Origin of the sequence: Pseudomonas sp. Ps21-P2, from assembly GCF_039672565.1 — a bacterium.
Taxonomy (GTDB): Bacteria; Pseudomonadota; Gammaproteobacteria; order Pseudomonadales; family Pseudomonadaceae; genus Aquipseudomonas.
Genome location: NZ_JBDFPL010000002.1, coordinates 354,912 through 368,184 on the forward strand (window position 1 = coordinate 354,912; position 13,273 = coordinate 368,184).

A 13,273-nucleotide genomic window follows, 5' to 3' on the forward strand; every position below is an offset into this window, starting at 1 on the left:
TAACTCTTACCCGAGAGGCGTGATGCTGTTTTTCTGGCGCGAACTGCTTTAAGCCGTCGCGCCACATCACGCTTAACCAGGGATTGCCGGGGCTGGGCGCAGGACAATGTGCCCAGGCTGCGACCGTTGCAGGATGCTGCTAAAGTCCAGTTGTCAGCGCTGTAGGAAACTTCGCTTTCAGTGGACGTAAACGTGCTCTTTTCGCTCGGCGAGGGTGCTTGCCCCCGGAGTTGGACGCCGCCGTTCAGTCCTGTCGTCGTTGGAGTTTGCCGGTCACATGAGTAATTTAAGTCTCCCACTGTTGTTGCGCGCACCTGTGCCGACGCAGTCGAGCCTGTCGTTCTGTGACGCGACGCCCAAAGACTTGAAGCGCTGGATCGCTACGCTGCCCAAGGCCAATCTCGGTGAAATGGCCCGCCAGCTCTATCAAGGGCTCGGCGAGCTGAACCAGTTGCTCACCCCCAGCGACAACCGCATGCAGCTCCTTGAACTGCTTCGCCCGGAAGTTTTTTTCGTGTGCAAGCATCTGGAGCGTCACTTCCTGAACCAGTCCGTGGTTCTCGAAGAGCGTCCGCGCAAGGTCGCCAATCTGTGCCAGGCCCTGCAAAACCACCTCGCCATTGGCTACAAACAGATCATCGCGCGGGTGGCCGTCAAGCTCAGCAAAGACCGCATCGGCCTGCTGACCACCGCCCTTCAGCGCGCGCTCAGCTGCCTGAACGGCCCGCTGATCCGCGCCAATCAGCTTTACTGCCCGGTGCAGGACGGCCTGTGGCTTGAGCTGCACCAGATCTATCAGATCGCCCGCCAGCATCAGTTGCACAACGTGCCCGTCGCCGACAGCCTCGCCCACAACACCCAGGCGATGAGCGTTGAACAGACTTACGTCGTCGCGCTGCTGATGGGCTGCTCGCGCTGTAATCAGATGCGCCAGCACAACATCGGCAAGCTGGCAGAGGCGCTGGATGCGTGGAGCGCGATGGTTACGCTGCAGCAGCCGCTGGACAGCAACAGCCTGTACGCCGTGTCTCCGGGTACGGACACGGCACCGCGCTACGCCGCGCTGTACGACGACGATCAGCGGCCGAACCTGCTCGGCATCGACCCCCGTCCTCTGTCGGCTGCACTGGAGCGTTACACCGAAACGCCTGTTGAAGAACGCTCGAAATCCGCGCTGAAAGTGCCACCGGGGTTGTCCATTGACGTCCTCCAGCACCTTGCCGCTGCTTGGGGTGATGTCTCAGAACGTGCGTTTCAACGCACCCCGGGGCAAGGCACCCTCACCGTCTGCGTGGGCATGAGCGCTCTGCATTATTACGTCGGCGGCCAGCAGTCTTTCAGCGACCTGCTGCAAATGTCGACCCTGTCCAAAGTCGCCGAATACACGCTGCAGCCCTTGAAGCCGGTCAAGCATGATCCGTGGGCGCAGACGGCGGACGCGCAACGCAATGGCACGTCCGACAGCATGTTGCCGTTCGAGGAAATCGAATACAAACGTGATGACGCTGAAGGCAATGCGGCGTCCGACGGGCAAAAGAGTTTTCCAACGTACACGCTGCACATCGTCAATCACAGTCCGGGTGGCTACTGCCTGGCCTGGCCGAAGGAAGTCCCGGACCAGTTGCAGGCCGGTGAGATGATCGGCATTCAGGACCATGGGCACGGCTGGAGCATCGCGGTGGTCCGCTGGGTGCGGCAGGTCCGTGGCGGTGGCATGCAGATGGGTGTCGAACTCATAGCCCCTTTCGCTCAGGCATGTGGCATGCAACTGACCCGTGCCGAGCAGAGCAGTCAGTTTTTGCGCGCGTTGCTGTTGCCGGAAGTTCGCGCCATCGACGTGCCAGCGACGGTCATCGCTCCGCGCCTGCCGTTCGAGGACGGCTCCAAGGTGCTGATCAATACCAGTGGCGAACAGCGACGCGCGAGCCTGAGCAATCGTCGGGCGACGACGGGCAGCTACAACCAGTTTGAGTATCAGATTCTTGAAGGGCCGAAAAAGGTTGCGACGCCAGACGCCGGCGGCCCGGAGCAGGAATTCGATTCGCTGTGGACGGTGCTCTGAGCTATCGAGGCATCCGTTGCAGATGCCTCAACCTCCACGCTTGTTAAGCGCTGCGCCCTTCCCGGTCGCGGAACCCCAGCAAATACAGCACGCCATCCAGGCCCAGCGTCGAGATAGCCTGTTTCGCTGACTGCTTGACCAGCGGCTTGGCGCGGAACGCCACACCCAGGCCGGCGATGGCGAGCATCGGCAGGTCATTGGCGCCATCGCCCACTGCGATGGTCTGCTCCAGACTCAACCCTTCCTTGCCGGCGAGTTCGCGCAGCAGATCGGCCTTGCGCTGGGCATCGACGATCGGCTCGATCGCGTTGCCCGTGCACTTGCCGTCCACCACTTCCAGCTCATTGGCGAAGATGTAGTCGATGCCCAGTTTGGCCTGCAACTGGCGAGCGAAGTAGGTAAAACCGCCTGACAGGATCGCGGTCTTGTAACCCAGCCGCTTGAGTTCGGCGAACAGCGTTTCAGCGCCTTCGGTCAAACGCAACGAGGCGCCGATCTCGTCCAGCACCTTCACATCCAAGCCTTTGAGCAGCGCCAGTCGCTCTTTGAAACTGGCGCGGAAGTCCAGCTCGCCACGCATGGCGCGCTCGGTGATCTCCGACACGCGCTCGCCGACGCCGTGGGCCTTGGCCAGTTCGTCGATGACCTCGGCCTCGATCAGGGTCGAATCCATGTCGAACACTGCCAGACGCCGGTTGCGGCGGAACAGTGAATCCTGCTGGAACGCGATATCAACGTTCAGCTCTTGGGCAACGTGAAGGAATTCGGCCTGCATCTGCTGGGGATCGACTGGCTCGCCGCGCACGGAAAACTCGATGCAACCCTTGCTCTTCTCGGTGGGCATGTCCAGCGGCATCCGCCCGGAAAGGCGGTCGATGCGGTCGATGTTCAAGCCATACTTGGCAGTGATCGCGCTGACCGTCTGCAGTTGCTCGGCGGTGACCTTACGGGTCAGCAGCGTCACGATGTGCCGCGCCTTGCCCTGACCGTCGACCCAGTGCTGATAATCAGCTTCGGACACGTGGGTGAAACGGACTTGCTGCCCCAGTTCGTCGACTGTCGCCTGCACGTTCTGGCGCACTGCCGCGCCTGCCTCGGTGTCGGGGATTTCGACCAGGAGGCCGAACGACAGCGCGTCGTGAATCACCGCCTGACCGATGTCGAGAATGTTCACGCCGCCTTGGGCCAGCACACCGGTGATGGCCGCAGTGAGACCCGGACGGTCTTCACCGGTGATGTTTATCAGGACGATTTCGCGCAAGGCGCACCCCCGCAGTGGAAAAAAACCGCATTCTACGCACTTTCAGTGACCGCCGGGCACAGCCAGCGCTTTGCCGCCACAGGGTCGCTCGCTATACTGCGCCCCAACTTCACCAAGAGAGCCGTGCTCAGTGAACCGGCCCACGCCAGTAAAAACCGATAATTTCTTCTTGCTGATCTTCCGGGCATTGCGTCACCGACGTGTACCGATTGCTTTGCGCATCGCCAGCCATAACGTGATCCTCGTCGCGCTGGCTCTGGTGATCTACGCCTGCGTCATGGGTTTGCAATTCAAGCAAGCCATGCACGAACAGGCCGACGCATTGGGGCAAGCCCTGACCACGCAGACCGCCACCTCCGCCACTGAACTGCTGGTGTCCAACGACATCCTCAGCCTCAACGTGCTGCTGGGCAATCTGGTGAAAAACCCGCTGGTGGCCCACGCGGCTATTTATAGCCCCGACAACCGCATTCTTGCCGAAGCCGGTCAGCGTCCGAAAAACGGCTTGCTGGGCGAGGCAGAAGGTCTCTACGAGATCAAGATCACCTTCCAGGACGTGGTCGCCGGCACGCTGCGCATCAGCCTGGACATGGCTCAGTTTCAACAGCCGCTGACCATCAGCCTCCAGAGCATGGCGATTCTGGCCGGGATCCTGCTGGCACTGGCGCTGGCCTTGAGCTTGCGCCTGGGGCGCCATATCTCCACGCCGATGCTGCAACTGCGCATGTGGCTGCGCTACATCGATCCGTACACGCCGGCCACTGATCGTCAGGACGAGATCGGCGATCTGGCGCGCCAGCTGAAGACTTCCTACGCGCCGCCAGAACCGGAACCGGCTCCCATTCCCGAGCCTGCACAGGTCGAGGAAGAAGACGACGCCTCCCCCGAGTTTGACAGCAGCGACCTGAACGACCCTGACTTCGACGACGCGCCCAAGCCACGCGCGACGGTGATCCCGGCTCGACGTATTGTCGCCGAGGAAGATGAAGACGACGAGGAGGATCCGTTCGCGGACCTTCGCGATCACTCTCCCGCCGCGCCAAAGCCTGCGCCGCGTCCGATCCTTCCGGTCGTTCCATCGCAGCCGCAGTACAGCGCTGTGCTGGCCGTGCAGCTGGGTTCGCAGGAGCAACTTCGCCGCCTGCCGCGCACGCGTCTGACCGAGCTGCTCGAGCGCTACCGTGACTGCATCGATCAGGCCGCTTCGCTCTACGACAGCGAGCTGCACACCCTGAACGACGGCAGTTCGCTGATGGTGTTCAGCACCCAGGACAGCGGCGATGACTACCTGACCAACGCCATCTGCTGTGGCGAGTTGCTACGTGCGTTGAGCCATGCGTTGCAGATCGAAGTCGCCGACAGCGGCATCACCTTGCAACTGCAGCTGGGCCTGACACTGGGCGAAGGCTTGCACGGCATGAACCAGATCGATCTGCTGCTGACCGAAACCGCCCAGGATGCCCTGGCCCTGTCGCAACACAGCCGCAACCTGCTGCTGGTGGAGCGCAAGATCAGCGAAGACCCGACCATTCGCCAGCGTGCACGTATCCGCCCGATCGCGAGCCCCGAAGGTGCCAGCTGCGTGGAGCGTCTGATGGAGCCGTATCCGTCAATGCTGGAGCGCCAACTGGCGCGCATGCACGAGGCGCGCAAGGTCTAAGCGTCAGCCACAAAAAAAGCCCGCATCGCTGCGGGCTTTTTTGTGGGCGCTGAGTCTAGAAGCGGAACACTTCCAGATCGGTGCGAATCGGTGATGCCATCGGGATCTTTGGCTTGTCCTGATCAGTCCGGGTTTTTGCCGGCGTTGCGGCCTTCTTCGGCACGTCTGCCACATACGGCTGGCTGGCGATAGGCTTGACCGCGACGCTCAGCTTGTCCGCCAGGCGTTGCAGCAGAATCCCTTGAGCCTTGACCTGCGCAGCTGAAGAGCCTGCATGGGGTTCTTCCAGGTGAACCAGCTTGCTGTCGCGCACATTGCCGCGACGATCGAGCAAGCGCCACTGGGCATCCAGTACCGCCGGCTGCTTCTCGCCTGAATCCAGGCGGGTGATGGACAACACCACCTGGACATCCGGCGTGAAGTTGGCAGCGGCCGGCGCCATCACCACGCGTTGACTGTCGAGCTTCCAGGCGAGCTGGCGCAGCAGCAGTTGATCGATATCGGCAGAAAGACTGCCCGCCCAGCGACCGTCGGTGGACGCCTTGAGGCTGCCGTCCGGTTGCCGCTGTAATAATGTTTCACGTTGCAGATAGTCAGCAATCGCCACAGGGCCCAGTAAAACGGCGACCCCGCCGGTATGTTTCGGTTGCCCAGGATCGCCGCTGTCCAACTGATAGAGCGACGTGGGCTGATGAACGCTACAACCGGCCAAACCCAGAACGCCGGTCAACAACAGCACACAGGGAACACGTAGAAAATTCATCATCCCTTCCAAGTGAACGCCGTGTAACGCGTCCACGCTGTTAAATACTTTGAAAACATGAAGGCATTCCGCCATGGCGGCGCCAGAGGACGTCATATCATCCGTGAATATGCGCGTTGACTCCAGCGATTCTGCGTCGCTCTCGTGACGAAACGAAGAGCGACTGCCGAACCAACCGCTTTAGCCCGCGGTTTCCACCAACAGCGCATCGACGCGCTGGAAACCACGGGGCAGTTTGTTGCCCCGTCGTCCACGTTCGCCCTTGTAGTGCTCCAGATCGTCAGGCTTGAGCGACAGATTGCGCTTGCCCGCCTGCAGCACCAGCGTGGCGCCGTCGGGAACTACGGCCAGATCAGTCACGTACTCTTCCCGACTGGCAACGCGCTCGCCCGGAATGCCAATGATCTTGTTGCCTTTGCCCTTGCCCAGCTGCGGCAGATCGCTGATTTTGAACACCAGCAAGCGGCCTTCGGTGGTCACGGCGGCGAGCCAGTTCTGCTCGCGATCGGGCACTGGACGCGGCAGGATCACCTTCGCCCCGGCCGGCAAACTCAGCAACGCCTTGCCGGCCTTGTTCTTGGCCTGCAGGTCTTCGCCCTTGACCACGAAACCGTAGCCGGCGTCGGACGCCACCACATACAGCGAATCGTCTTCCGGCATCAGCACACATTCGAAAGTCGCACCGGGCGGCGGCGTCAGACGACCGGTCAGCGGTTCGCCTTGGCCACGGGCCGATGGCAAGGTGTGCGACGGCACTGAATAACTGCGACCGGTGGAGTCGATAAACACCGCAAACTGGTTGGAACGACCCGGCGCCAGGGCCTTGAAGCCATCCCCGGCCTTGTAAGAGAGCCCGGTGGCGTCGATTTCATGACCTTTGGCGGAGCGAACCCAGCCTTTTTCCGACAACACGACCGTAACCTTCTCGTTCGGCAGCAGATCGTGTTCGGTCAGGGCTTTGGCTTCGGTACGCTCGACGATAGGCGAACGACGGTCGTCGCCATAGGTTTCGGCATCCTTGATCAGCTCGGTGCGTACCAGTTTCTTCAGCTTGGCCTCGCTGCCCAACAGGGCTTGCAGCTTGGCTTGTTCCTTGAGCAATTCATCCTGCTCGGCACGCAACTTCATTTCTTCCAGTCGCGCCAACTGACGCAAACGGGTGTCGAGAATGTAATCAGCCTGGATTTCGCTGAGGGCGAAACGCGCGATCAGCGCGGCTTTCGGGTGTTCCTCGGTGCGGATGATGTGAATCACTTCATCCAGGTTGAGGTAAGCGATCAACAAACCATCCAACAGGTGCAAGCGACGCTCAACCTTGTCGAGGCGGAATTGCAGGCGGCGACGCACGGTCTGTACCCGGAACTCCAACCATTCGACCAGCAGTGCGCGCAGGTTTTTCAGCTGCGGCTTGCCGTCCAGGCCAATGATGTTGATGTTGACCCTATAGCTCGACTCCAGGTCGGTGCTGGCGAACAGGTGCTGCATCAGCGCATCGTGGTCGAAATGCTTGCGGGCGCCCGGGATGATCACGATCCGGCACGGGTTTTCGTGGTCGGACTCGTCACGCAGGTCAGCGATCTGCGGGGCCTTTGACGGCTTGGCCTGCATCATCGCCGCGATCTGCTCCAGCACCTTGGCACCGGACACCTGATGCGGCAGCGCGGTGACAATGATGTCGCCGTCTTCGATGTGGTACACGGCGCGCATACGCACCGAGCCCTTGCCGGTTTCGTACATTTTCAGCAGGTCGGCGCGGGGCGTGATGATTTCCGCTTCGGTCGGGTAGTCCGGGCCCTGGATGTGCTCACAGAGCTGTTCGACCGTTGCCTTGGGCTCATCGAGCAAACGCACACAGGCTGTCGCGACTTCACGCAGGTTGTGCGGCGGTACGTCGGTGGCCATGCCCACGGCGATGCCGGTGGTGCCATTGAGCAGAATGTTCGGCAGGCGCGCGGGCAAAACAGCGGGTTCGTCCAGCGTGCCGTCAAAGTTCGGCACCCAGTCCGCGGTGCCCTGCCCCAGTTCGGAAAGCAGCACTTCGGAGTAACGCGACAGACGCGCTTCGGTGTAGCGCATGGCCGCGAATGACTTGGGATCGTCCGGCGCACCCCAGTTGCCCTGGCCGTCGACCAGCGTGTAGCGATAGCTGAAGGGCTGCGCCATCAGCACCATGGCTTCGTAGCAGGCCGAGTCGCCGTGGGGGTGGAACTTGCCGAGCACGTCACCGACGGTGCGTGCCGACTTCTTGTGCTTGGCGTCAGCATCCAGGCCCAGCTCGCTCATCGCGTAGACGATGCGTCGCTGCACGGGCTTCAGGCCATCACCGATATGCGGCAACGCCCGGTCCATGATCACGTACATGGAATAGTTGAGATAGGCCTGTTCGGTGAAGTCAGCCAGCGATCGGCGTTCTACGCCATCCAGGCTGAGGTCAAGGGAGTCGCTCATGCGGGCCTCATCATTTTGTCGTCTGGCGCAGCAACAATGTGCCGCCGCGCTGTGTGAATTCGAGTTGTTTCACGGCGCTCATGCCCAGCAGTACCTGTTCACCGTCCAGACCGGGCACCACCAGGGCGCGCACGTTGTTCAGGACGATGTCGCCAATCTGCAACCGTTGCAGGGTGGTCCGGAATGCATCGGTGCGTCCGTTGGCCGTGCTCACCTGAACGCGCTCGCCGCGCTCAAGGCGCAGCGTCTGCGCGACGCTCTCCGGCACGGCGACATTGGTCGCGCCGGTGTCGAGCATGAACTGCACGGGGCGGGTATTGATTTGCCCGGTCATGACGAAATGCCCGTCACGATTGCTCGCCAGTGTCACCTCGACATAGCCGTCCCCATGTTCGGAGGCGACGATGGTATTCGGATTTTCCTGCCGCTGCTCCCACTCGCCAAAAAACCGCGTTGCCAGAAACAGCGCCGCCGCCCAGGCGATGATCATCATCAGCCGCCCGGCGCGTTTGCCGGGAAGTGCCTGGGTCAAGGCTTGCCGCTCCAGCCACCCTCGGGCGCGGCAAAGCGCCAGACGACGGGACGTTTTTCGCCATCGGCGCGGGCACCGAAGTTGTTGTCCGTACCGACCCACGCGCCTTTCTCGTCAACGATCAGCGCTTCGGTCAGGCCGTATTTCTGGTCGTACAGCCGGTTGGGCTGCAGCGCCTCTTTGGCGAACGACCAGCAGGTTTCCAGCTGACCTGTCGCCAGCGTCCGGCGGCAGATGCGGTAAGCCGCGCGCTCCAGGGTGTACAGCTTGCCCTTGTACAGCGAGATGTCGGAATAGTCCTTGGAGACCGCCTTGCCACCCAGCTCAGGCGGCAAAATGTCATTGCCCGAGTCGACTCTCAGGATGCAACTGGCATCACAGGCCCAGCCGTCCTTGCCAAGCCTGGCGGTCAGCAGGCCACGCTTGTCACGCTCGGCGGCGAGCCATAGTTGATCGCCTGCCGGGTTGACCGCGATGCCTTCGAAGATGGCGTTGAAATGCTGCAGCATCCCGGCCGACTGCGCTTCCTCGACGACCTTTTTGGGCAGATCCAGCCAGACCGGCGCGCCTTCGACTGGCACCTTCAGCACGGCGGCATAGGCTTCGCTGACGAGGTAACGGTTGCCCGCTGCGTCGCAACTCACACCTTCAAAGTCCAGATCACCGCCACGAATCAGCGCCGAGGCTTTGGCCATGCTGCGCAGGGTAGCGGACAAGCCGCTGTCCGGGATCGGCGGGACTTCCAGTGTCTGTGCCTTGGCTTTCCAGACCGTTGCCGAGGTGTCGAGGCTATAAAGCAGGGTGTCGTCGCGGTCCGAAACGGTCCACAGCACGCCGTTGCAGGACGCAAGGCCGGACAGGTTGCCGCCTATCATGTCATCCACCGGATGCTCCGACAGCAGCTTGAGCTCGGGCAATGGCGCAGCGAAAACAGGCGAAGCGATCAACAACAGCGCTGCAAACCAGCCCCGCATCAGACCAGCACCTCGGCCAGATTGCCTTTGGATTCGAGCCAGCTCTTGCGGTCGCCCGCGCGTTTCTTGGCCAGCAGCATGTCCATCATTTCCGACGTGGCTGTGAAGTCATCCAGGGTCAACTGCACCAGTCGACGGGTGTTCGGGTCCATGGTGGTTTCGCGCAACTGCGGCGGGTTCATCTCACCCAGGCCTTTGAATCGGGTGACCTGCGGCTTGCCGCGCTTCTTCTCCGCCACGAGTCGGTCGAGAATGCCGTCGCGTTCGGCTTCGTCCAGTGCGTAATAAATGTCTTTGCCCAGGTCGATGCGGTACAGCGGCGGCATGGCAACGTAGACGTGACCGGCATCTACCAGCGGGCGGAAATGCTGGACGAACAAGGCACACAGCAGCGTCGCGATGTGCAGGCCGTCGGAGTCGGCGTCGGCCAGAATGCAGATTTTGCCGTACCGCAGCTGGCTGATGTCTGCAGCCCCCGGGTCGACCCCGATCGCCACGGCGATGTTGTGCACTTCCTGGCTGGCAAGCACTTCGCCGCCGTCGACTTCCCAAGTGTTCAGGATCTTCCCGCGCAACGGCAGGATGGCCTGAAATTCCTTGTCCCGCGCCTGTTTGGCGGAGCCGCCAGCGGAGTCACCTTCGACCAGGAACAGCTCGGAGCGCATCGGATCCTGACCCGCGCAATCCGCCAGCTTGCCCGGCAGTGCCGGGCCTGACGTGATGCGTTTGCGCTCGACCTTCTTGCTCGCCTTCAGACGACGACCGGCGTTGCTGATCGCCAGTTCAGCCAGTTGCATGCCCATTTCCGGGTGCGCATTGAGCCACAGGCTGAAAGCATCCTTGACCACACCGGAGACGAACGCCGCCGCCTCGCGGGACGACAGCCGCTCTTTGGTCTGGCCGGAGAATTGTGGCTCCTGCATCTTCATCGACAGCACGAAAGCGATGCGCTCCCAGACGTCTTCGGGTGCCAGCTTCACGCCGCGCGGCAGCAGATTACGGAACTCACAGAAGTCACGCATCGCGTCCAGCAGGCCCTGACGCAGCCCGTTGACGTGGGTGCCGCCCTGGGCGGTGGGGATCAAGTTGACGTAGCTTTCCTGAACGCTGTCGCCGCCCTCGGGCAACCACAGCAGCGCCCAGTCGACGGCCTCTTTGTTGCCCGCGAACACGCCGCAGAACGGCTCGTCCGGCAGACGCAGGAAATCGACCACCGAGTCCTGCAGGTACGAGCGCAGGCCGTCCTCGTAATGCCACTCGACTTTCTCGCCGGTGCCTTTGTCTTCGAAACTGACCAGCAGGCCTGGGCACAGAACGGCCTTGGCCTTGAGCACGTGCTTGAGGCGGCTGACCGAGAATTTCGGGGTGTCGAAGTATTTGGGGTCCGGCGCGAAGTACACGCTGGTGCCGGTGTTGCGCTTGCCGACGGTGCCAACCACGGCCAGTTCGCTGGCCTTGTAGCCGTCAGCGAAGGACATTTCATATTCGTTGCCATCGCGCTTGACCCGCACCCGAACCTGGGTAGAAAGCGCGTTGACCACGGAAATCCCGACGCCGTGCAGACCGCCTGAGAACTGATAGTTCTTGTTGGAAAACTTGCCGCCGGCGTGGAGCTTGGTGAGGATCAGCTCGACGCCCGACACGCCCTCTTCCGGGTGGATGTCCACGGGCATGCCGCGACCATCGTCGGAGACTTCCAGCGAGTTGTCGGCGTGCAGAATGACCTGCACGGATCGGGCGTGGCCTGCCAGCGCTTCGTCGACACTGTTGTCGATGACTTCCTGCGCCAGGTGGTTGGGGCGTGAGGTGTCGGTGTACATGCCCGGCCGTTTGCGAACCGGGTCGAGGCCCGAGAGGACTTCGATGGCGTCTGCGTTATAAGAGCTAGCGCTGGGATTGGCCATGGGGTCTCGTCATCAAGTCGTTCATGAAATTTCGGAGTAGCACTGGTTTTACAAGACTGTTCTACATATTTGTTGCAGCAATGGCTCAGGTCAGAGCCCGCTCAGATCAACGCCCTGGAGCAATGCGGGGGCGAACCCGGCAAAGCTCAACAGCGCTGGTATTTTTGCAGCGAAGCCCTGAAAGCCGTGATCGCCGCCTGCTTCGATGCGCAATGCACAGGCCCGATAGAAGCTCTGGGCGCGGCGGTAATCCAGCGTTTCGTCGCCCGTTTGCAGCCACACCTGAATACGCTGCGGATCCTGTGGAGCAGGCACTTCCAGCTCGGCCAGCGCCGTCACGTGGTCGTGCGTCAGCTCCCAGCTCTCGCCGGTATAAAGGTTTTGTTGGGTGCCGAGAAAACCATCGAAGAGCTGATGCGGATTGACCGCCGGGTTGATCAGCACAGCCTTGAGGCCGTAGCGCTCAGCCAGGTGAGTCGCATAGTAGCCGCCGAGCGAGCTGCCGACCAGCAGCGGCCGACCGAGCTCCTCGATCGCGGCCTCCAACTGAACCAGCGCCTGCCGCGGATGATCATGCAGCTCGGGCACCCGCACGTATTCGCTCAAACCCAAACGCGCCATCAGCGTCGTCAGCTGTGTGGCTTTCTGCGACCTGGCCGAGCTGTTCAAACCATGAATATAAAGAAGCGTCGATTGATCCTGGTCCACGCAGTTGCCTCCCAAACGGCAATCGATACATCCCGGACGGGCTGGCCTGTCGGCGCTCATCAGGGCAAAGCCACGCAGTTTACAGGGTCAACTGCGTAAAGACTCGCCTGTTGATGAATCGCTGCACATCAAGGAAATGTCTTTCAATAGCCCGCGCCGTTGATGTCGACGTCGAACAGGTCGGGGGCGATGCGTGAAACACCGGTTTCGATCCGGCCATCATTGTGAAGACGCAGCCAGCGATAGCCGGGCGCAAGGTCGTCGAGCCCGAAATCCACGCTGTTCGGCGCGAACTGGATGCAGGTTGAAGGCGAAGCCATTAGCCGCACGCCGTCGCGAAGCTGATCGAACTCCTGATGCACATGACCCCAGAGCACCGCACGCACCTGGGGAAAACGCTCCAGCACAGCGAACAGCGCCTCGGGATTGCGCAAACCAATGGGCGCCATCCACTCCGCCCCGATTGGCACCGGATGATGATGCAGACACACCAGATGGTGCCGCTCCGGCGCTTCGCTCAAGGCCTGAGCGAGCAATTGAAGCTGACCGTCTTGCAGATAGCCGGGGACAGACCCGGAAACAGCGGAATCCAGCATCGTGATCCGCCAACCGCCGACATCGACGACAGGTTCGAGAAAGTCGCTGTTCTGCGCAGCAATCCCCATCTCCCTCAGCTCGTCGTGATTCCCCGGAATCCAGCGCGCGGGCGCATTCAGGCGGTCACTCGCGTCGCGAAACGCTTGATACGACTCGACCGTGCCGTCCTGAGACAAGTCACCGGTAGCCAGCACCAGATCGATCGCCGGCTGCTCGCTCAGCACAAGCTCGACCACCGCATCCAGACTGGCCCGCGTGGGCATGCCCAGCAGCGCGCCGTCGGCTTCGGCGAACAGATGACTGTCGGTCAGTTGAACGACCAACACGGATGAGGAATGAGAGGATGCGCTCGACAATGGCCATC

General features: G+C 61.7%; 10 protein-coding genes. 2 read left to right on the top strand and 8 right to left on the bottom strand.

Annotation, left to right across the window (positions count from 1 at the left end):
- The first annotated feature begins 277 nt into the window (after positions 1-277).
- Positions 278-2,062, top strand: a complete 1,785-nt coding sequence (locus ABEH28_RS05510) for a molecular chaperone (protein ID WP_346629342.1) — start codon at positions 278-280, stop codon at positions 2,060-2,062.
- 43 nt (positions 2,063-2,105) lie between these two features.
- On the opposite strand, the gene serB is transcribed toward ABEH28_RS05510, so the two are convergent.
- Positions 2,106-3,323, bottom strand: coding sequence for a phosphoserine phosphatase SerB (gene serB / locus ABEH28_RS05515; protein WP_282367697.1), 1,218 nt, complete (start codon positions 3,321-3,323; stop codon positions 2,106-2,108).
- 130 nt (positions 3,324-3,453) lie between these two features.
- Between serB and ABEH28_RS05520 the strand changes: the two genes are divergently transcribed.
- A complete protein-coding gene (locus tag ABEH28_RS05520; RefSeq protein WP_282367694.1) occupies positions 3,454-4,983 on the top strand; it encodes a histidine kinase in 1,530 nt (509 codons plus the stop codon).
- 55 nt (positions 4,984-5,038) lie between these two features.
- On the opposite strand, the gene ABEH28_RS05525 is transcribed toward ABEH28_RS05520, so the two are convergent.
- The 7 genes from ABEH28_RS05525 to cpdA form a co-directional block, all read right to left on the bottom strand.
- Complete coding sequence (locus tag ABEH28_RS05525) at positions 5,039-5,746, bottom strand: PqiC family protein (RefSeq protein ID WP_282367692.1); 708 nt, start codon at positions 5,744-5,746, stop codon at positions 5,039-5,041.
- A gap of 180 nt (positions 5,747-5,926) precedes the next feature.
- Entirely contained in the window at positions 5,927-8,194 is a 2,268-nt protein-coding gene (parC, locus tag ABEH28_RS05530; RefSeq protein ID WP_192171107.1) for a DNA topoisomerase IV subunit A, read from the bottom strand.
- A gap of 10 nt (positions 8,195-8,204) precedes the next feature.
- Positions 8,205-8,687 (bottom strand): TIGR02281 family clan AA aspartic protease, encoded by a 483-nt coding sequence (locus tag ABEH28_RS05535; RefSeq protein ID WP_192171474.1) that lies wholly within the window; start codon positions 8,685-8,687, stop codon positions 8,205-8,207.
- Between the two features lie 35 nt (positions 8,688-8,722).
- Positions 8,723-9,700 carry an esterase-like activity of phytase family protein gene (locus ABEH28_RS05540; protein WP_346629343.1) on the bottom strand — a complete coding sequence of 326 codons (978 nt, stop codon included), beginning with the start codon at positions 9,698-9,700 and terminating at the stop codon, positions 8,723-8,725.
- Positions 9,700-11,604 (bottom strand): DNA topoisomerase IV subunit B, encoded by a 1,905-nt coding sequence (gene parE / locus ABEH28_RS05545; RefSeq protein ID WP_282367687.1) that lies wholly within the window; start codon positions 11,602-11,604, stop codon positions 9,700-9,702. Before parE ends, ABEH28_RS05540 begins: the two co-directional genes overlap by 1 nt.
- Positions 11,605-11,694: 90 nt before the next feature.
- Positions 11,695-12,312, bottom strand: coding sequence for a YqiA/YcfP family alpha/beta fold hydrolase (locus tag ABEH28_RS05550; RefSeq protein ID WP_346629344.1), 618 nt, complete (start codon positions 12,310-12,312; stop codon positions 11,695-11,697).
- Positions 12,313-12,455: 143 nt separating this feature from the next.
- Positions 12,456-13,265, bottom strand: a complete 810-nt coding sequence (gene cpdA / locus ABEH28_RS05555; protein ID WP_346629345.1) for a 3',5'-cyclic-AMP phosphodiesterase — start codon at positions 13,263-13,265, stop codon at positions 12,456-12,458.
- Between the last annotated feature and the right edge of the window lie 8 nt (positions 13,266-13,273).

What these genes read in the sequence shown, in the direction of transcription:
- ABEH28_RS05510 (WP_346629342.1), top strand. Translation starts at nt 278, where the DNA reads ATGAGTAATTTAAGTCTCCCACTGTTGTTGCGCGCACCTGTGCCGACG.
- ABEH28_RS05525 (WP_282367692.1), bottom strand. Translation starts at nt 5,746, where the DNA reads ATGAATTTTCTACGTGTTCCCTGTGTGCTGTTGTTGACCGGCGTTCTG.
- parC (WP_192171107.1), bottom strand. Translation starts at nt 8,194, where the DNA reads ATGAGCGACTCCCTTGACCTCAGCCTGGATGGCGTAGAACGCCGATCG.
- ABEH28_RS05535 (WP_192171474.1), bottom strand. Translation starts at nt 8,687, where the DNA reads ATGATGATCATCGCCTGGGCGGCGGCGCTGTTTCTGGCAACGCGGTTT.
- ABEH28_RS05540 (WP_346629343.1), bottom strand. Translation starts at nt 9,700, where the DNA reads ATGCGGGGCTGGTTTGCAGCGCTGTTGTTGATCGCTTCGCCTGTTTTC.
- parE (WP_282367687.1), bottom strand. Translation starts at nt 11,604, where the DNA reads ATGGCCAATCCCAGCGCTAGCTCTTATAACGCAGACGCCATCGAAGTC.